Below are 16,987 nucleotides of genomic sequence, written 5' to 3' on the forward strand. Positions count from 1 at the left end.
CGTATCCAAAAATAGAAGCGAAGGAATCACATGTCTCACGTCCAAGAAGCAGCAAAAACCGTCGAACTGCACCGCCCAGCGGCGCGCATCACCGTGCCGGAAGCGGCCACCTGGCCCGTCGCCGATGTGCTGGCCCTGTTCGACCTGCCGTTCAATGAGCTGATGTTCAAGGCCCAGCAAACCCACCGCGTCAATTTCCCCGACGGCGACGTGGAACTGGCGACCCTGTTGTCGATCAAGACGGGCGGCTGCGAGGAAGACTGCGGCTACTGCCCGCAGGCGGCCCGCTACGACACGGGCGTGGAAGCGAAAAAAATCCTCGACATCGACACGGTGCTCGACGCGGCCCGCCAGGCGAAAGCCAACGGCGCCACGCGCTTCTGCATGGGTGCCGCCTGGCGCAGCCCGAAAGAGCGCGACATGGAAAAAGTCGAAGAGATGGTGACCAAGGTCAAGGCGCTGGGCCTGGAAACATGCGCTACTTTGGGCATGCTGGAAGAGGGACAAGCGGACCGCCTGAAAAATGCGGGCCTGGACTTCTACAACCATAACCTGGATACGGCGCCCGAGTTCTACGACAACGTCATCTCGACGCGCGAATACCAGGACCGTCTGGACACGTTGGGCCGCGTGCGCGAAGCGGGCTTGAAAGTGTGCTGCGGCGGCATCGTCGGCATGGGCGAGACGCGTCTGCAGCGCGCGGGCCTGATCGCCCAGCTGGCCAATCTGAATCCGTACCCGGAATCGGTGCCCGTCAACCACCTGGTGCAGGTAGAGGGCACGCCTTTGTTCGGCCTGGAAGCGCTGGACCCGTTCGAATTCGTGCGCACGATCGCCGTGGCCCGCATCACCATGCCGAAAGCGCGCGTGCGTCTGTCGGCCGGCCGGCGCCAGATGGGCGAAGCCGTGCAAGCCATGTGCTTCCTGGCGGGCGCCAATTCCATCTTCTACGGCGACAAGCTGCTCACCACCGACAACCCGGAAGCGGAAGACGACCGCGTCTTGTTGAACAAACTGGGCCTGCAGACGCGCGGCGCCATGCTGGACTCGGTGCAGAAAGAGAAGTGCGGCTGCTGATGACAGCCTTGTCGGGTTACGCCGTGCCGGCTAACCCGACCTACGAATACCGCCTCACCAATGCGTAGGTCGGCTTAGCGCAAAGCGCGTAAGCCGACACGCCAGCACACAACGTCCATGACAAGAGACAGCTGCCCCTTTTTGAGAGAATAGAGAGAGACCATGTTCACTAAAATCCTGATCGCCAACCGCGGCGAAATCGCTTGCCGTGTCGCCGCTACCGCGCGCCGCATGGGCATCCAGACCGTCGCCGTGTATTCGGAAGCGGACGCCAACGCCAAGCACGTCGCCGTCTGCGACGAAGCCGTCCTGATCGGCCCCGCGCCGGCCAAGGAAAGCTATCTGTGCGGCGACAAGATCATCGCCGTAGCGCTGGCGACAGGTGCGCAGGCGATCCACCCCGGCTACGGATTTTTGTCCGAGAACGCCGACTTCGCCGACGCCTGCCAGGCTGCAGGCCTGGTCTTCATCGGCCCGCCGGCATCCGCCATGCGCGCCATGGGCTCGAAATCGGCGGCCAAGTCGCTGATGGAAAAAGCGAACGTGCCGCTGGTGCCCGGCTACCACGGCGAAAATCAGGATGCGGACTTCCTGCACGGCCAGGCCGACAAGATCGGCTACCCCGTGCTGCTGAAGGCGTCCGCCGGCGGCGGCGGCAAGGGCATGCGCGTCATCGAGAACAGCGCCGACTTCAAGGCCGCGCTGGCTTCGTGCAAGCGCGAAGCGATCAGCTCTTTCGGCGACGACAAGGTGCTGGCCGAAAAATACCTGTCGCGTCCGCGGCATATCGAAATCCAGGTGTTTGCCGATACCTTGGGCAACTGCATCTACCTGTTCGAGCGCGATTGCTCGGTGCAGCGCCGTCACCAGAAAGTGCTGGAAGAAGCGCCGGCGCCGGGCATGCCGGCCGAGCGCCGCGCGGCCATGGGCGAAGCGGCCGTCGCCGCCGCCAAGGCCGTCGGCTACGTGGGCGCGGGCACGGTGGAATTCATCGCCAACCAGGATGGCTCGTTCTACTTCATGGAGATGAACACGCGCCTGCAGGTGGAACATCCGGTGACGGAAATGATCACCGGCACCGACCTGGTGGAATGGCAGTTGCGCGTCGCCTTTGGCGAGCCGCTGCCGAAAAAGCAGAATGAATTGACGATCCACGGCCACGCCATCGAGGCGCGCATCTACGCGGAAAATCCGGAAAAGGGCTTTTTGCCGTCGATCGGCACCCTGCGCCACATGCAGTCGCCATCGGCCGTGACGTTCGAACTGGGCGGCACGCTGGTTCCCGCCGCCGTGCGCATCGATTCGGGCGTGCGCGAGGGCGACGCCATCTCGCCGTTCTACGACCCGATGATCGCCAAGCTGATCGTCTGGGGCGCGGACCGCCGCGAGGCGCTGGCGCGCATGGCGCAGGCGCTGGCCGACTACCAGATCGTGGGCCTGGCCAGCAATATCGCCTTTTTAAAACGCCTGGTGGAAGGCCAGGCGTTTGCCAGCGCCGACCTCGACACGGGTCTGATCGAGCGCAATCAAGCATCGCTGTTCCCCGCCCTGCAGGCAGCGCCCGACACGGCCCTGGCGCTGGCGGCAGTCAGCCTGCTGACGGAAGAAAAAACCGCGTCCGAAGCGCAGTCGGCCAACCGCGCCGACCCGTGGGGCAATGCCCTGGGCTGGCGCTTGAACAGCACCCTGGGCCGCAGCCTGTCGTTCGCCGATGAATTCGCGCTGGCCAGCGACAGCAAGGCCTATGCCGCGCGCATCGCCTACAAGACCGATGGCTGGCTGTTCAACGGCCAGCCCCTGATCTTGACGGCGCGCACAGGCAACGAGCTGCACATCAAGCTGGGCGAGCGTGCCGTGCATGGCACGGTGCTGCGCGACGGCGAGCAGTTCCACGTATTCACCGGCGGCTTGCACTACACGCTGCACTACAGCGACCCGATGGCCCATGCGGGCGAAACGGAAGCGGAGGGCGGGCGCCTGACGGCGCCGATGCCGGGCAAGGTCGTCGCCGTACTCGTAAATAAAGGCCAGGACGTCAAGAAGGGCGAGCCGCTGGTCATCATGGAAGCGATGAAGATGGAGCACACGATCGCCGCGCCGCATGACGGCCTGGTGGAAGACGTGCTGTATGCGGTCGGCGACCAGGTGGCCGATGGCGCGCCGCTGCTGGCCTTCAAGGCCGCCGCATAGAGGCTGCGACGATGCGCATCCTTTTACAACGTTCGGACGGCAAGGAAGCGGCGTGGATCGCCGATTTCAAGGACTTGCTGCCCGAAGCTGGCATCCACTTCTGGCGCGAAGGCGAGGCGGTCGCGCCATGCGACTATGCCGTCGTGTGGCAGCCTCCCGCCGCCATGCTGCCCGAGCTGGCCAACGTCAAAGCCATCTTCAATACGGGCGCCGGCGTCGACGCGCTGTTGAAATTCGGCGAGGCGCTGCCCGCCCACGTGCCGCTGGTGCGCCTGGACGACGCGGGCATGGGCGTGCAGATGGCCGAGTATGTGAGCCATGCCGTGCTGCGCCACTTCCGCCGTTTCGACGATTACGAGGCGCAGGGCCGCGCCGGCATCTGGCAGCCGCTGCCCGCGTACGACAAGATGGATTTCCCCGTCGGCGTGCTGGGCATGGGCGTGCTGGGCACGCGCGTACTGCAAGCGCTGGCGCAGTTCGAATTCCCCCTGCGCGGATGGAGCCGCAGCCGGAAGCACATCGATGGCGTCGCATGCTTCGCGGGCGAGGAGGGGCTGGAAGCCTTTTTGCGCGACACGCGCGTGCTGGTGTGCATGCTGCCGCTCACGCCGGAGACGCACAACCTGCTCGACCGCGCGCGCCTGTCGATGCTGCTGCCCGGCGCGTATGTCATCAACGTGGCGCGCGGCGCGCATCTGGCCGAGCCGGATCTGCTGACCCTGATCCGCTCCGGGCACATCGCCGGGGCGACCCTGGACGTGTTCCGCAACGAGCCGCTGCCGCAGCAGCACCCGTTCTGGCAAGAACCGCGCATCACCATCACGCCGCATATTTCGGCCGTCACCCTGCGCCGCGAAAGCGTGGCGCAGATCGCCGCCAAGATGCGCCGCCTGCACGCCGGAGACTCCGTCGCCGGCATCGTCAACCGTTCGCAAGGATATTGAAATGACTCCTACTACCAGTCTGCCCAAGCAGGTCAAGATCGTCGAAGTGGGCCCGCGCGACGGCTTGCAAAACGAGAAGGACACCATCAGCGCCGCCGTCAAGATCGAGCTGGTCGACCGCCTGACCCTGGCCGGCTTCGCCAATATCGAGGCGGCGTCGTTCGTCTCGCCGAAATGGGTGCCGCAGATGGCCACCAGCGCGGAAGTGATGGAAAAAATCGCGCGCCGCCCCGGCACGATTTACTCGGCGCTGACGCCGAACATGCAGGGTTTCGATGCGGCGCTGGCTGCGAAAGCCGATGAAGTAGTGATCTTCGGTTCCGCGTCGGAGGCGTTCTCGCAAAAGAACATCAACTGCTCCATCGCCGAATCGATCGCCCGCTTCGAAGGCGTGGCGAAGGCCGCCAAGGAACACGGCCTGCGCCTGCGCGGCAGCATCAGCTGCGCCTTCGGCTGCCCCTACCAGGGGGAAGTGCCGCTGGACGCCGTGGCCGACGTGGTGGGCCGCATGCGCGACCTCGGTTGCGACGAGATCGACATCGCCGACACCATCGGCGTGGCCACGCCAAGAAAGACGCAGGCGGTGATGCAGCGCGCCATCGCGGCTTTCCACGTGGGCGGCCTGTCCGGCCACTTCCACGATACCTACGGCCAGGCGCTGGCAAACATCTACGCCAGCCTGGAGGTGGGCATTGCGATTTATCATTCGTCCGTCTCCGGCCTGGGCGGCTGCCCGTACGCCAAGGGCGCCACGGGCAACGTGGCCACCGAGGACGTGCTGTACATGATGCAGGGACTGGGGATAGACACCGGCATCGACCTGGACCTGGTGGTGGACGCGGGGCAGTTCATCTCGCAGCAGCTGGGGCGCAAGGGTTCCAGCCGCGCGGGCAATGCGATTGCGGCGAAACGCCTCGCGGCGTAGGTCGGATTAGCGTGGCGGAGCCACGCGTAATCCGACGCCACCCGGGCCATGGCCAACACTGTTGTCGGGTTACGCGCTTTGCGCTAACCCGACCTACCTGACCTGCCTGAACCATACAGACGAAAAAAAACCCAAGAGCCGAGACTCTTGGGTTTTTTTCTACAAATTTGGTCGGAGTACAAGGATTCGAACCTTGGACCCCCTGGTCCCAAACCAGGTGCGCTACCGGGCTGCGCCACACTCCGAAGACCAAGATAATACAGGCCGTATCGGCTTCGGTCAAGGGTCAGGTGAAACTCTGTGTAAATTATTTACGCACGGCATAGTGACTCATGTATTTTTCAACACGCAAGAAATATGCGACACTGGCTTGGCAAGTTTTCCCGACACACATGAAGGCGACGACGGCAATGGATTTCAGTATAGAAAGAAGCGGCGGCGGCCAGCCCATGCCGAAGGGCCGCGGCATCGTCCTGGGCATCGCCGTGTCCCTGCTGCTGCATGGCGCCTTGATCTATCTGTGGCGCCACGTGCAGCCAGTTGCGCTGCCGGATGCGGCGCCGCGCGTGGAGTCGATCGCCGTGTGGATACGCCCGCTGGCCGCCAAGCCCCCGCCACCGCCCGTCGAGGTCGTCAAGCCGCAGCGCGAACCCAAGCCCATCAGCAAGCCGCAACGCGCCGCTGCCCGCGAAACGCCGGCGGCGGCCACAGCGCAAGAATCCAGCCCGCAAGCCATCACGGTCGTACCGGCCTCACCAGTCACGCCGACGGCCAGTCCAGATGCATTGACGCAAGAGGCACCGAAATTCGACATGGAAGCGGCCAGGAAGACGGCGCGCAAGATGGCGGGCGAGCGCGACCCGTCCAAGGTGGGCACGGCCGTGGGACAAATCCCCGACAAGCCCCTGCAAACGGAAACCCAGCTGGCGCGCGACATCGCGCAAGGCAAGCGCGGCGATTGCCGCACCGCCTATGCAGGGGCGGGCTTGCTGGCGCCCGTGCTGATGTTGCTCGACAAGAAGGATAGCGGTTGCAAGTGGTGATGAGCTGCTTGACTATACCCATATTGGGTACTAACATACCCAATATGGGTACTTTCGCAGATACATTGTTTTCCAAGACACAGCAACGCGTGCTGGCTTTGCTCTTTGGCCAGGCGCAGCGCTCTTTCTATGCGAATGAAATCATCGCCTTCGCGGCCATCGGCTCGGGCGCCGTGCAACGCGAACTGGCCAAGCTGGTGAAATCGGCCCTGGTAACCGTCAAGAAAGTAGGCAACCAGAAGCATTACCAGGCAAATCATGATGCGCCGATCTTCGACGAGCTGCGCAGCATCGTGCTGAAAACCTTTGGTGTCGCCGATGTGCTGCGCGTGGCCCTGCAACCGTATTGGCAGGAAATCGACCTGGCGTTTGTGTACGGTTCGATGGCCAAGGGCACGGAACAGGCGCACAGCGACATCGACCTGATGGTGATCGGCAACATGGCATCGAATGCCCAGTTGCTGGCAGCGCTGCAGCCAGCGCAGCAGCAACTGGGGCGCAGCATCAACCCCACCTTGTACACACATGAAGAATGGCGGCAAAGAATAGACGACGGCAAGTCGTTCGCCGTGCGCGTCCTCGAACAGCCCAAGATTTTTGTCAAAGGGGCCAATGATGACCTCCTCAAGCTCACAGGCGCTGGCGAACCTGGCGCGCATCGGCCAGCTCAAGGCTGAGCCACCGGACGCACGCGAACGGGCGGGCTTGCTGCGCTCGGCTACCGTGCGCCTGCACGATGCCAGGCAGCCGATACTGTCGCTGGAAAGCCGCTTCGACCTGGCGTATAACGCGGCGCATGCTGCCGCCCTGTCTGCGCTGCGTCAACATGGTTATCGCAGCGACAACCGCTATCTCGTCTTTCAAAGCCTGGAACACACGCTGGGTTTCACGCCACAGCAATGGCTGCTGCTAAATCAAGCCCACAAGAAGCGCAACCTGGCCGAATACGAGGGCGAGCTGGATGTCACGCAGGGCTTTGTCGACGAGTTGATCGAGCATGTGCAACAGCTGCTCGCAGCGGCGCAGGCGCTCGATACCCCACCGCCGTCCTGAGTCCCTTATTCCTGCCCCTTCAACTGCAACGCCCGCTCATACAGGGCGTTTTTCTTGCGGCCCGTGATTTGCGCCGTCAAATTCGCCGCCTGCTTGACGCTGCATTCGGCCAGCAGGATATTGAGGATGCGTTCCGCTTCCACGTCTTCCGCGTCCTGCGCCTCGGTGGCACCTTCCAGCAGGACGACGAACTCGCCCTTTTCGCGGTGCGCGTCGGCACGTATCCAGCTTTCCGCTTCCGACAGGGGGCAGCGGTGGATTTCCTCGAACAGTTTCGTCAGTTCGCGCGCGAACACCACCTGGCGCGTCGGCTCGAACGCTTCTACCAGGGCCGTGGCGCAATCGAGGATGCGGTGCGGCGCTTCATAGAACACCATGGTCGCCGTCACGCCGCGCAGGCTGTGCAAGATGTTTTCGCGCTGCTTGGCTTTCGCCGGCAGGAAGCCGACAAAATAGAACTGGTCATTCAACAGGCCGCTGGCGGAAATGGCGGTGATCGCCGCCGACGGGCCGGGCAGGGGCAGCACGCGCAGTCCCGCCGCGCGCACGGCGTCGACGATGCGCGCACCGGGGTCGGACACGGCGGGCGTGCCGGCGTCGGAAACGAGGGCGATGCGCTCGCCCGCCTGCAGGCGCGCGATCAGGGTCTGCGCCACTTCGCGCTCGTTATGTTGATGCGCCGCAATCAATGGCTTGTTCAAGCCGAAGCGCGTCAGCAGGTGCGCCGTGTTGCGCGTATCTTCACAGGCGACGGCGTCGGCAAGGCTCAGCAAGTGCAGCGCGCGCAGGCTGATATCGGTCACATTACCGATGGGCGTGGCCACTATATACAATGTTGCGATAGGATAGACCTGGTGCGCCGCCTCTGTCATGATGGGCAGGCTGGCGATGGAACTGATTTCTTGTACGGTCATTTTGGAGGTTAAATGCTTGCTAATAGTGTGAAGTTACTGCTTGTTTGTGCCGCGACCGGCATGCTGAGCGCTTGCAGCACGCCTTGCGACGCGCCCGGGCAATTGTGCGCGCCTATTGAATCTAACACAAGGGCGCTGCCGCCACCGAAGCCGCTGCCGCCTCCCGTGCCGCCCAAGCCGCCCGCGCCCGAACCGGTGACGTTCGCCGTGGCCGTGCCCGATATTACCGCCTACGACGGCAGCGGCGCCCCGCTGGCGCCCATCACCACCAAGCCGGCCACGGGCACGCCGCAGGACATGCCGGCCGCCACGGCGCCGGCGCCATCCGACGGCAATCTGCACCACATCGGCCTGCTGCTGCCGCTGCGCTCCACCTCCCTGGGGCCGGCCGCCGAATTGCTGCGCGCCGGTTTCATGGCCGCGTATGAGCGCGATCGCAGCGGCTTCGAAGTGACGGTGATCGACACGGGCGACGGCAGCAGCGACGTCCTGAACAAGTTTGCGCAGGCGCAAGAGGAACAGGACATCGTCGTGGGGCCTTTGTCGCGCTCGGCGGTGACGGCCGTGGCGAACAGCGACCTGGTGCGTAAACCAACGATCGCCCTGAACCACCCGGACAACCGCGGCGAGGCGCGCCTGCCGGCCAAGCTGCTGGTGATGGGCCTGTCGATCGAGGCGGAAGCGCGCCAGGTCGCCGCCTGGGCCGCCAGCGAACAGCCGGGCGCCAGCGCCCTGATCCTGTCGGCCGGTTCGCCCTCGCAGCGCCGCATCAGCGCCGCCTTCAAGCAGGAATGGCTGCGCCAGGGCGGCAAGGTCGATGTGATGGACTTGACGGCCACGAATGGCTACCTGAGCGATGCGGAACTGGTGCAGCTGCGCGCGCGCCTGGCCGCCACGCCGCCTGGCCTGCTGTTTGCCGCGCTGGACGCCGACCAGGCGCGCCAGCTGCGCGTGGCCATCGGCAGCGACCTGCCCCTGTATGGCACCTCATCACTGAACCCCGGCGCCGGGCGCGGCGCCAGCGGCCCCGAACTCGACGGCGCGCGCCTGCTGGACCTGCCATGGCAAGTGCGGCGCGACCATCCGCAAGTGATGGTGTATCCGCAGCCGCCGCAACCGGCTGACGCCCGTTTGACGGCCGACATGGAACGCCTGTACGCTCTGGGCATCGATGCCTTCCGCGTGGCGCGCGAAGTGGCGCTGCGGCCGAACGCGCCATTCACGCTCGACGGCGTGACGGGCCGCCTGGCCGTGCGCTTTGAGAATGATCAAAGCGTGTTCGAACGCACGGAACAGGCTGCCACCTACCAGCAGGGCGTGCTGGGCACCTGGCCACCGGCCCCGCCGGCACCTGTCACCATGCCGCCGGTACAATAAGGACACCGCCATGCCGCCCTTCTGGAACAAACGGGAACGGGGACGGCAGGGGGAAGACGATGCGCTCGCGTATCTGCTGCTGCAGGGCTTGGTGCTGCTGCAACGCAATTATCTGTGCAAGGGCGGCGAGCTGGACCTGATCATGCGCGATGGCGCCGCCATCGTCTTCGTCGAAGTGCGGCTGCGCAGCAGCGCGGCCTTCGGCGGCGCCCTGGCCAGCATCACGCCGGCCAAGCAGCGGCGCATGGCGGTGGCCGCGCAAACCTGGCTGCTGGGACAAAAAACCGTGCCGCCGTGCCGCTTCGACGCGCTGGCCATCGACGGCGGGCGCATCAGCTGGCTGAAGAACATCCTCGATATGTAAGCATTTTTAACAGTGCTTGTCCGCCATGCCGCGCGCCTGCACTATAATCGGCAGACTATGAATAATCAACGCATCCTCTCGCACTTCCACGAAAGTGCCGAACTCAAGATCCAGGCCGCTACCGTGCTGGCGCAACCCATTGCGCAGGCGATCGACCTGATGTTTTATGCATTGTCCAACGGCAACAAGATCCTCGCCTGCGGCAACGGCGGTTCCGCCGCCGACTGCCAGCATTTCGCGGCCGAGCTGGTCGGGCGCTTCGAACGCGAGCGCTTTCCGCTGCCGGCCCTGGCGCTGACGACGGATACATCGATCCTGACGGCCGTGGCGAACGACTACAGCTACCGCGAGATCTTCTCGAAGCAGGTGCAGGCCTTCGGCCAGGCCGGCGACATCCTGCTGGCCATCTCCACGTCGGGCAATTCGGCCAACGTGATGGCGGCCGTGGAAGCGGCGCTCGAGCGCGAAATGCGCGTCGTGGCGCTGACGGGCAAGGACGGCGGCGCCATCGGCAAGATGCTGACGGACGCCGACGTGCATATCTGCGTGCCGGCCGAGCGCACGGCGCGCATCCAGGAAGTCCATCTGACCACCATACATTGCATCTGCGACGGCATCGACGTCGCGCTATTCGGAGGAGACGTGAATGACTAAATTCGGTACTGGCCCAGGCTGGAAACGCGTACAACGCCCGCTAGCCACCGCACTGCTGTGCGGCGCCATGCTCACCTCGCTCACCGGCTGCATCGAACTGATGGTCGGCGGCGCGGTGATGGGCGGCGTTGCCGCGGCGGACCGCCGCACCCTGGGCGCCCAGACCGAAGACAAGTCGATCGCCCTGAAAGGCGAGTCGCGCATCCCCTCCATCGTCGGCGACGTGGGCCACGTGAACGTCACCAGCTTTAACCGCCGCGTCCTGCTGACGGGCGAGGTGCGCGACGAGGCGATGAAAAATGCCGTCGAGCGCGAAGTGCGCAATATCGAGGGCGTGGAATCGGTGGCCAATGAATTGATCATCGCCGGCCCGGCCAGCTATACCTCGCGCTCGAACGACGCGCTGATCACCACCAAGGTCAAGGCCAGCCTGGTCGACATGAAAACCATCTCGGCCGCCTCGTTCAAGGTCGTCACGGAAAACGCCACCGTCTTTCTGATGGGACGCGTGACCCAGCGCGAAGGCACGGTCGCGGCCGACGTGGCGCGCGGCGTGGGCGGCGTGCAGAAAGTGGTCAAGCTGTTCGACTACATTTCGGAAGCGGAACTGAAGCAATTGCAGCCCGACCCGCCGCAGCAACGCACGACGAGCACCGTCAGCGACACGGTCCAGCAGTAAGCGCCTCCGCCGTTTGACCTACGGCGCCTGAGTGACGATGCGTCTATAATAGCCGCATCGTTGCTCTACATTAGTGAAACTTTGCCATGTCAACTTCGCCCTCCGCCAGCAAGTCCTGGATCAAGCCCGCCCTGATCGCCGTCTTCGTGGCGGGCGTGGCGGCGGCCGGCTATCTGTCGCTGAACGACAAGCAAAGCGCGCCGGACGTGACCTTCCACGGCATCCATGGCGAGAAGATCACCTCGGCCAGCCTGCGCGGCAAGGTCGTGATGGTCAATTTCTGGGCCACCTCGTGCACTACTTGCGTGGCGGAAATGCCGGACATGGTCGACACCTACAACAAGTACAAGGGGCAGGGGCTGGAATTCGTGGCCGTGGCCATGAAATACGATCCGGCCAACTACGTACTGAACTTCGCCGAAACACGCCAGCTGCCGTTCAAGGTGGCGCTCGACGTGACGGGCGAGGCGGCCAAGGCCTACGGCGACGTGGCCCTCACGCCCACCACCTTCGTGCTCGACAAGCAGGGCAAGATCCTCAAGCGCTATGTGGGCAAGCCGGAATTTGCCGAACTGCACAAGCTGCTGGAAACCGCCATCGCCGGCTGATCCAGCGCAAGCCCGCCTGCCAGCACGGCACAAAACCCTGTTGCCAAGTGTTGCCAAACTGTTATAACCTTCCCAGGCGTGATCCCATTCACCTTGTGAAGGCCAGCCGTGTCCCCAGCCGCTCAATCGCTTGACCCGCAGCAACTCAAAGCCTGGCTGCTTGCCACCGGGAACAAGGACGCCGCGGCGTTCCGCCAGCTATATACTTCCACCTCATCGAAACTGTTTGGCTTCGCGCTGCGTATATTGCATAAGCAAGAGCTCGCTGAAGAAGCCTTGCAAGAGGGGTTCGTCGCCATCTGGAACAACGCCGCCGCTTACCAGAGCCATCTGGCCGCGCCGATGACCTGGATGGCCACCATCGTGCGCAACAAGGCGTTCGATGTGTTGCGGCGCAGCGACGATACCGTGGAAATCGATGCCGAACAGTTTGATAGCGAAGTCATGAATGCACTCCGGGACCCCCAGGCCACGCCGATCGAATCACTGCAGCTGAGCGGTGACGCCAAGGCGCTGGCGTTTTGCATGTCGGCCCTGGAAGGGCTGCACCGGCAGGTGGTCGCCCTGGCCTTCTATCACGACCTGTCGCACAGCGAAGTGGCGCAGCAGATGTCGCTGCCGATCGGCACCGTGAAGACGTGGATACGCCGCAGCCTGGAACGGCTGCGCACGTGTCTGGCGAAACGGGAGGCATCATGAATATCCGCGGCAATGACGCGCTGCGCCAGAAACTGGCGTCCGAATACGTGCTGGGCACCCTGAAAGGGGGGGCGCGGCGACGTTTCGAAGGCTGGCTGCACAACGACGCCGATTTGCGCAATATCACGGCCGAATGGCGCCAGCGCCTGGAACCGATGGCGGAATTCGCCACGCCCGTGGCGCCGCCCAAGCGCGTGTGGCAGCAGATCGAGCAGCGCCTGCACCTGGCGCCGCAGGGCGGCTGGTCCTGGTTCCGCGATGCGCTGTCGTTCTGGCGTGGCCTGGGCATGGCGTCGAGCGCCATCGCCGCGCTGCTGGTGATCGTCTTGGCCACGCGCGTGATGGACGCGCCGCAGATCAGCTATGTCGCCAGCCTGACGGACGAGAGGGCGCAAACGGCATTGCTGCTGACGGCCGACAGCCGCCACGGCGCGCTCGAGGTGCGCATGGTGGGCAACGCGCCCGTGCCTGCCGACCGCGACCTGGAACTGTGGGCCGTGCCGAAGAGCGGCAACCCGCGCTCCCTGGGTTTACTCGCCGACAAGGGCAATGTGAAACTGGCCTTGTCCCAGCGCGCCATCGGCAGCGACGTAGCCTTGCTGGCCGTCACCCTGGAGCCGAAAGGCGGTTCGCCGAATCCGGACGGACCGACGGGACCGATTTTGTATAAAGGTAACTGGGTCAGGCTATAAGGAAATGTCGGGTTACGCAGCGCCGCTGCTAACCCGACCTACCGGCTTATTTCGGATACAGAATCATCTGCGTGCAGCGGAACAGGGCAATCGTCTTGCCCGTTTCCTTGCTTTTCACCACGGCATCCCACACTTGCGTGTTGCGGCCCTTGTGCTCGACCTTGGCCGTGCAGGTGAGCGTGCCTTCGCGGGCCGTGCCCAGGTGGTTCGATTTCAGCTCGATGGTGGTGAAATTCGTCGCGCCCTCGGGCAGGTTGACGATGCAGCCATAGCCGGACGCCGTGTCGGCCAGCGTCACCACGCTGCCCGCGTGCAGGTAGCCGTTCGGCGCCAGCAGGTGCGGCAAGACGGGCAATTCCGCCGTCAGCTGGCCGTCGCCCACGGCCGTGATGACGATGCCCAGGTGGCCGGGCAGGCGGCCCGTGCCGCGTTCATTCAACATTGCTACGGTGATGTCGGGATTGCTCATGCTGGTCCTTGTGCGGGTCGGTCCGGACAGCGGATCTGCCGGAAAATACTATGATGATAGCAACTTTCCCGGCAATGGTTTGAGCGCAGCTATTTTTTGCCGCGCCGCCGCTTCCACCACACCAGCGTCCCCGTCAGCAGGAACAGCAAGGGCATCAGGCCGAAGACGGTAATGAAGGCGCGCCCGGCCACGCCGAACGCCTGGCCCGAATGCAGGGGGAATTGCCAGCCCAGGAAGACATCGCCGGCCGGCGCCCGCAAGGGATCGCGTATGCGCAGGGGCAAGCCGCTGCGCGCGTCCAGGGTGATGCGCGTGGCGCCGTCGCCGTGGGCGATTTCGCCGGGCTGGCGCACGCGCACGTCGTATGGCTGATCCTTCTTGGCCGGCAGCACGATGCGCGACACGCGCGCCTGCGGATACAGCTGCTGCGCGGCGGCCATGGCCTGGCCGGCATCGAGCAGGGCGCCATCCTGGGCCACATTCTTCAACTTTGCCGTGTCCGGCACCGTCGACACGAGCTCCACCAGGGGCACGATCAATTGCGGCAAATTGAAATAGATGCCGGAAAAGGCCAGCACGGCCAGCACGGGCGCGGCAAAGAAGCCCGCCGCCTTGTGCAAGGTGTAATTAAAACGGGGCCAGGAGCCGCCATGCGACACCGTCAGGGCGCGCCGGATCGCCGTCCACTGCAGGCGCGGCCACCACAGATAGATGCCGCTCAAGGCCATCAGCAGCAGCATCACGCCGGAAATCCCCGTGACCGTCTTGCCCGCGTCGCCGGACAAGACATAGCGGTGCAAATGAAACATGCCCGACATCAGCAATGGGCGCGTGAGGCCGAAACGCCCCCAGTCGCGTTCGCCTTTGACTTGCAGGGTGTAGGGGTCGACCATCACCTGGCGCACGATGGCCTGGCTGAAGGGGGAAGGCTTGCCGGCCTGGCGGTACGAGGCCACGTACACGTCGCGCGCGTCGGCGGGCGGATTGAGCTGGCTCGGCTTGCCGTAGGCGGGGTCGGCCGTAAGCTGGTCCACCACCGCCTGCACCGTGCGCGGCGTCACCTGAAACACCTGGCCCGGCGCGGGCGTGCTCGCCTGCAACAAATTCGGATTCAGATACGCATCGAGCTCCGGCATCCAGGCGATGGCGGAGCCCGTCAAGCCCAGCAGGACGAACAGGGCGCCGAACCACAGCCCCGCATACAGGTGCAGTTTGCTGAGCAACCACTTGATCGGGCGTCGGGACATGTAAACTTTGGGGAAATTTTGGCTGCGAAACGATAGCATGAAAGCCCCACAGTGAAAATCATGCGCGGTCAGAAAGCGGCAAACCACACAACACGCTCATGGCAACGTTGGAAGTCCGCGAAAACGAGCGTTTTGGCACCATCAGCGAGCGCATCGGCATCGCGCGGTTATCTTGCGCGGCATACACTTTCCCCTATACTTATCGAAAGGAAAATTATGACCGCCTCCCGCTTCCTCGCCGCCACCTTGGGTCTCGCTCTTCACCTGGGCGCGCACGCCGCCGATTTCACGGTGACCAGCACCGATATCGCCCCCGGCCAGCGCCTGGCGAACGCGCAAGTGTTCCAGGGCTTCGGCTGCACGGGCGGCAACCTGTCGCCGCAATTGTCGTGGAGCAATGCCCCGGCCGGCACCAAAAGCTACGCCATCACCGTGTACGACCCGGACGCGCCCACGGGCAGCGGCTGGTGGCACTGGAGCGTGTTCAATGTGCCAACCAGCACCACGTCCTTGCCTGCGGGAACGACAACCGCCACCTTGCCGGCCGGCGCCGTACAAGGGCGCAACGATTACGGCGACAGCGCCTACGGCGGCGCCTGCCCGCCACCGGGCGACCAGGCCCACCGCTACCAGCTCACGGTCTGGGCCCTGAAAACGGACAAACTGCCGCTGGACCGGCACGCCAGCGGCGCCATGCTGGGCTACATGCTCAACGCCAACGCGCTGGGCAAGGCACAGCTGACGGGACTGTATGGCAGATGACGTGGAAGCGGTGGCCCTGAGCGAGCTGCGCATCGCCCACGGCACCATCGAGGCGCGCCGCGCGCAAACCCTGCGCCGCGTGCCCGTCTTCCAGAGCGCGCTGTGCCGCGTGCGGCAGGGAACGAAACTGCTGGAATGGGGTGCCCGCCAGGCGCGCGCTGGCGCGCACGACGTGGTGCTGATGCCGGCGGGACAAGAACTGGGCGTGGCCAACCTGCCCGGCGCGCAAGGCTACCGGGCGGAAGTGCTGAGTTTTTCGCCGGCCCTGATCGCCCGTTTCCGCGCGCGCCATGGCGGCCTCGTCGACGCCCAGCTGCGCCAGGCGGCCACGGCCAGCCTGTGCGTGCCGCTCGACCTGCACGCGGCGCCGGCCTGGGACCAGCTGATGGCCAGCCTGGCGAGCAGCACACCGCCTGCGCTGCTGGCGCACCAGGCGGAAGGCTTGCTGCTGGCCCTGGCCTTGGGCGGCCATTGCGGCCCGCTGCTGCTGGACCGCCGCGATCCGCTGGCCGCGCGCGTACAGCAAGTGCTGCTGCTGGACCCGGGCGCCGACTGGAGCGTGGCCAAGGTTGCCAGCCACCTGCACCTGGGTGCCTCCACCCTGCGCCGCCAGCTGGCCCTGGAACAGCGCCATTTCCGCGCCATCCTGGAAGACGTGCGGCTGGGACTGGCCTTGCAGGAATTGCAATCTGGCATCTTACCCATCGGCGACATCGCCGCCGCCTGCGGCTATGCCTCGCCATCGCGCTTCGCGGCCCGTTTCCGCCAGCATTACGGCCTGTCGCCGCGCGACCTGCGCGCCACCGTGTAAGCCCGCTCCAGCGCAAATGACGCAACAAGCGCTGACAGCGGGGCGATTTTCTTGCTACTATGCGCCCATGTCTTCCCGCCAGCCCACCCGCAAGCCTTACCCGGCGTCCGCCCTCGCGCGCACGCCGTGGCAGCTGTGCGTGGCGCTGTTCAGTGCGCTGGCCCTCGTGTTCCTGCTGTCGACGGCCGCCTCGCACCTGCACAAGACGACGCTCGACGCGGAAGAATGCGCGCTGTGCGCCACCGCCATCGACAAGGTGGCCGACATCGCCGTGCCGCCGGCCATCGCCGAGCCGCCCGCCCAGTTACTGCCGTACCGCCTGCTAGCCCTCGCGCCCGCTACCCTGGCGCCCATCGCCGTCCTCGTCCTGCCGCCCGTGCGCGGCCCGCCTGCCGCCTCACTGTAGTTTCCACGCTGTTTTTTATCCTTTTCAGGCTGCCCCTTGCCGCACTTTGCTGCGCGCCGGGCCGCCTGGCGTT

Annotated in this window: 20 protein-coding genes and 1 tRNA gene; 17 read left to right on the forward strand and 4 right to left on the reverse strand. The window is 64.9% G+C overall.

Annotated features, from left to right (window positions below; all coding sequences use genetic code 11):
• Positions 1 to 30 precede the first annotated feature (30 nt).
• The 4 genes from bioB to AC07VH_RS17180 all read left to right on the forward strand — a co-directional run bounded on the left by bioB (position 31) and on the right by AC07VH_RS17180 (position 5,136).
• Positions 31 to 1,077, forward strand: a complete 1,047-nt coding sequence (gene bioB, locus AC07VH_RS17165) for a biotin synthase BioB (RefSeq protein WP_494787664.1) — start codon at positions 31 to 33, stop codon at positions 1,075 to 1,077.
• 162 nt (positions 1,078 to 1,239) lie between these two features.
• Entirely contained in the window at positions 1,240 to 3,267 is a 2,028-nt protein-coding gene (locus AC07VH_RS17170; protein WP_494787663.1) for an acetyl/propionyl/methylcrotonyl-CoA carboxylase subunit alpha, read from the forward strand.
• 11 nt (positions 3,268 to 3,278) lie between these two features.
• The gene (locus tag AC07VH_RS17175; protein ID WP_494787662.1) at positions 3,279 to 4,211 is read left to right on the forward strand and encodes a 2-hydroxyacid dehydrogenase; all 933 of its coding nucleotides are present in this window, start codon (positions 3,279 to 3,281) and stop codon (positions 4,209 to 4,211) included.
• Position 4,212: 1 nt separating this feature from the next.
• Positions 4,213 to 5,136 carry a hydroxymethylglutaryl-CoA lyase gene (locus tag AC07VH_RS17180; RefSeq protein ID WP_494787661.1) on the forward strand — a complete coding sequence of 308 codons (924 nt, stop codon included), beginning with the start codon at positions 4,213 to 4,215 and terminating at the stop codon, positions 5,134 to 5,136.
• Positions 5,137 to 5,304: 168 nt separating this feature from the next.
• Here the strand turns inward: AC07VH_RS17180 and AC07VH_RS17185 are convergent.
• Positions 5,305 to 5,381, reverse strand: a tRNA-Pro gene (locus AC07VH_RS17185).
• Positions 5,382 to 5,546: 165 nt separating this feature from the next.
• On the opposite strand from AC07VH_RS17185, the gene AC07VH_RS17190 reads away from it, so the two are divergent.
• The 3 genes from AC07VH_RS17190 (at position 5,547) to AC07VH_RS17200 (ending at position 7,232) form a co-directional block, all read left to right on the forward strand.
• Entirely contained in the window at positions 5,547 to 6,179 is a 633-nt protein-coding gene (locus AC07VH_RS17190) for a hypothetical protein (RefSeq protein ID WP_494787660.1), read from the forward strand.
• 65 nt (positions 6,180 to 6,244) lie between these two features.
• Positions 6,245 to 6,856, forward strand: a complete 612-nt coding sequence (locus AC07VH_RS17195) for a nucleotidyltransferase domain-containing protein (RefSeq protein ID WP_493044235.1) — start codon at positions 6,245 to 6,247, stop codon at positions 6,854 to 6,856.
• Positions 6,792 to 7,232, forward strand: a complete 441-nt coding sequence (locus tag AC07VH_RS17200; RefSeq protein WP_493044236.1) for a hypothetical protein — start codon at positions 6,792 to 6,794, stop codon at positions 7,230 to 7,232. Before AC07VH_RS17195 ends, AC07VH_RS17200 begins: the two co-directional genes overlap by 65 nt.
• Positions 7,233 to 7,237: 5 nt before the next feature.
• Here the strand turns inward: AC07VH_RS17200 and rsmI are convergent, their stop codons facing one another.
• Positions 7,238 to 8,146: a 16S rRNA (cytidine(1402)-2'-O)-methyltransferase gene (rsmI, locus tag AC07VH_RS17205; protein WP_493044237.1), complete on the reverse strand. Its 909-nt coding sequence runs from the start codon at positions 8,144 to 8,146 to the stop codon at positions 7,238 to 7,240.
• Between the two features lie 165 nt (positions 8,147 to 8,311).
• Between rsmI and AC07VH_RS17210 the strand changes: the two genes are divergently transcribed.
• From AC07VH_RS17210 to AC07VH_RS17240, 7 genes are all read left to right on the forward strand, one after another.
• Positions 8,312 to 9,523 (forward strand): penicillin-binding protein activator, encoded by a 1,212-nt coding sequence (locus AC07VH_RS17210; RefSeq protein WP_494787659.1) that lies wholly within the window; start codon positions 8,312 to 8,314, stop codon positions 9,521 to 9,523.
• A 10-nt stretch (positions 9,524 to 9,533) separates the two neighbouring features.
• On the forward strand, positions 9,534 to 9,887 hold the full coding sequence (locus AC07VH_RS17215) for a YraN family protein (RefSeq protein WP_475417219.1): 354 nt from the start codon (positions 9,534 to 9,536) through the stop codon (positions 9,885 to 9,887).
• A 57-nt stretch (positions 9,888 to 9,944) separates the two neighbouring features.
• Positions 9,945 to 10,541 (forward strand): phosphoheptose isomerase, encoded by a 597-nt coding sequence (locus AC07VH_RS17220; protein ID WP_034752465.1) that lies wholly within the window; start codon positions 9,945 to 9,947, stop codon positions 10,539 to 10,541.
• The gene (locus tag AC07VH_RS17225) at positions 10,534 to 11,220 is read left to right on the forward strand and encodes a BON domain-containing protein (RefSeq protein ID WP_077398288.1); all 687 of its coding nucleotides are present in this window, start codon (positions 10,534 to 10,536) and stop codon (positions 11,218 to 11,220) included. The genes AC07VH_RS17220 and AC07VH_RS17225 overlap by 8 nt, the downstream gene beginning before the upstream one ends.
• An 86-nt stretch (positions 11,221 to 11,306) precedes the next feature.
• Positions 11,307 to 11,828, forward strand: coding sequence for a peroxiredoxin family protein (locus AC07VH_RS17230; protein ID WP_152258939.1), 522 nt, complete (start codon positions 11,307 to 11,309; stop codon positions 11,826 to 11,828).
• A 108-nt stretch (positions 11,829 to 11,936) separates the two neighbouring features.
• Positions 11,937 to 12,527, forward strand: a complete 591-nt coding sequence (locus AC07VH_RS17235) for a sigma-70 family RNA polymerase sigma factor (RefSeq protein ID WP_475417221.1) — start codon at positions 11,937 to 11,939, stop codon at positions 12,525 to 12,527.
• Positions 12,524 to 13,219 carry an anti-sigma factor gene (locus tag AC07VH_RS17240; RefSeq protein WP_494787658.1) on the forward strand — a complete coding sequence of 232 codons (696 nt, stop codon included), beginning with the start codon at positions 12,524 to 12,526 and terminating at the stop codon, positions 13,217 to 13,219. Before AC07VH_RS17235 ends, AC07VH_RS17240 begins: the two co-directional genes overlap by 4 nt.
• Positions 13,220 to 13,265: 46 nt before the next feature.
• Here the strand turns inward: AC07VH_RS17240 and AC07VH_RS17245 are convergent, their stop codons facing one another.
• Together AC07VH_RS17245 and AC07VH_RS17250 are read right to left on the reverse strand one after the other, a co-directional pair.
• A complete protein-coding gene (locus tag AC07VH_RS17245; protein WP_070288962.1) occupies positions 13,266 to 13,688 on the reverse strand; it encodes a PaaI family thioesterase in 423 nt (140 codons plus the stop codon).
• A gap of 89 nt (positions 13,689 to 13,777) precedes the next feature.
• Positions 13,778 to 14,935 carry a PepSY-associated TM helix domain-containing protein gene (locus tag AC07VH_RS17250; RefSeq protein ID WP_494787657.1) on the reverse strand — a complete coding sequence of 386 codons (1,158 nt, stop codon included), beginning with the start codon at positions 14,933 to 14,935 and terminating at the stop codon, positions 13,778 to 13,780.
• Positions 14,936 to 15,151: 216 nt separating this feature from the next.
• Here AC07VH_RS17250 and AC07VH_RS17255 point away from each other — a divergent pair, with 216 nt between their 5' ends.
• From AC07VH_RS17255 to AC07VH_RS17265, 3 genes are all read left to right on the forward strand, one after another.
• Positions 15,152 to 15,697: a YbhB/YbcL family Raf kinase inhibitor-like protein gene (locus AC07VH_RS17255; RefSeq protein ID WP_494787656.1), complete on the forward strand. Its 546-nt coding sequence runs from the start codon at positions 15,152 to 15,154 to the stop codon at positions 15,695 to 15,697.
• Positions 15,687 to 16,508, forward strand: a complete 822-nt coding sequence (locus AC07VH_RS17260) for a helix-turn-helix transcriptional regulator (RefSeq protein WP_494787655.1) — start codon at positions 15,687 to 15,689, stop codon at positions 16,506 to 16,508. Before AC07VH_RS17255 ends, AC07VH_RS17260 begins: the two co-directional genes overlap by 11 nt.
• A 67-nt stretch (positions 16,509 to 16,575) precedes the next feature.
• Positions 16,576 to 16,914, forward strand: a complete 339-nt coding sequence (locus tag AC07VH_RS17265) for a hypothetical protein (protein WP_475417227.1) — start codon at positions 16,576 to 16,578, stop codon at positions 16,912 to 16,914.
• Positions 16,915 to 16,987: the final 73 nt, after the last annotated feature.

The organism is Janthinobacterium sp. GW821-FHT03C10, from assembly GCF_059420865.1.

Excerpts from the sequence above, each read along its gene's own strand:
- AC07VH_RS17265 (WP_475417227.1), top strand. The coding sequence starts at position 16,576 with ATGTCTTCCCGCCAGCCCACCCGCAAGCCTTACCCGGCGTCCGCCCTC.
- AC07VH_RS17250 (WP_494787657.1), bottom strand. The coding sequence starts at position 14,935 with ATGTCCCGACGCCCGATCAAGTGGTTGCTCAGCAAACTGCACCTGTAT.
- AC07VH_RS17180 (WP_494787661.1), top strand. The coding sequence starts at position 4,213 with ATGACTCCTACTACCAGTCTGCCCAAGCAGGTCAAGATCGTCGAAGTG.
- AC07VH_RS17255 (WP_494787656.1), top strand. The coding sequence starts at position 15,152 with ATGACCGCCTCCCGCTTCCTCGCCGCCACCTTGGGTCTCGCTCTTCAC.
- AC07VH_RS17190 (WP_494787660.1), top strand. The coding sequence starts at position 5,547 with ATGGATTTCAGTATAGAAAGAAGCGGCGGCGGCCAGCCCATGCCGAAG.
- AC07VH_RS17200 (WP_493044236.1), top strand. The coding sequence starts at position 6,792 with ATGATGACCTCCTCAAGCTCACAGGCGCTGGCGAACCTGGCGCGCATC.
- AC07VH_RS17260 (WP_494787655.1), top strand. The coding sequence starts at position 15,687 with ATGGCAGATGACGTGGAAGCGGTGGCCCTGAGCGAGCTGCGCATCGCC.
- AC07VH_RS17240 (WP_494787658.1), top strand. The coding sequence starts at position 12,524 with ATGAATATCCGCGGCAATGACGCGCTGCGCCAGAAACTGGCGTCCGAA.
- AC07VH_RS17245 (WP_070288962.1), bottom strand. The coding sequence starts at position 13,688 with ATGAGCAATCCCGACATCACCGTAGCAATGTTGAATGAACGCGGCACG.
- AC07VH_RS17170 (WP_494787663.1), top strand. The coding sequence starts at position 1,240 with ATGTTCACTAAAATCCTGATCGCCAACCGCGGCGAAATCGCTTGCCGT.
- AC07VH_RS17215 (WP_475417219.1), top strand. The coding sequence starts at position 9,534 with ATGCCGCCCTTCTGGAACAAACGGGAACGGGGACGGCAGGGGGAAGAC.
- bioB (WP_494787664.1), top strand. The coding sequence starts at position 31 with ATGTCTCACGTCCAAGAAGCAGCAAAAACCGTCGAACTGCACCGCCCA.
- AC07VH_RS17175 (WP_494787662.1), top strand. The coding sequence starts at position 3,279 with ATGCGCATCCTTTTACAACGTTCGGACGGCAAGGAAGCGGCGTGGATC.
- rsmI (WP_493044237.1), bottom strand. The coding sequence starts at position 8,146 with ATGACCGTACAAGAAATCAGTTCCATCGCCAGCCTGCCCATCATGACA.
- AC07VH_RS17230 (WP_152258939.1), top strand. The coding sequence starts at position 11,307 with ATGTCAACTTCGCCCTCCGCCAGCAAGTCCTGGATCAAGCCCGCCCTG.
- AC07VH_RS17220 (WP_034752465.1), top strand. The coding sequence starts at position 9,945 with ATGAATAATCAACGCATCCTCTCGCACTTCCACGAAAGTGCCGAACTC.
- AC07VH_RS17225 (WP_077398288.1), top strand. The coding sequence starts at position 10,534 with ATGACTAAATTCGGTACTGGCCCAGGCTGGAAACGCGTACAACGCCCG.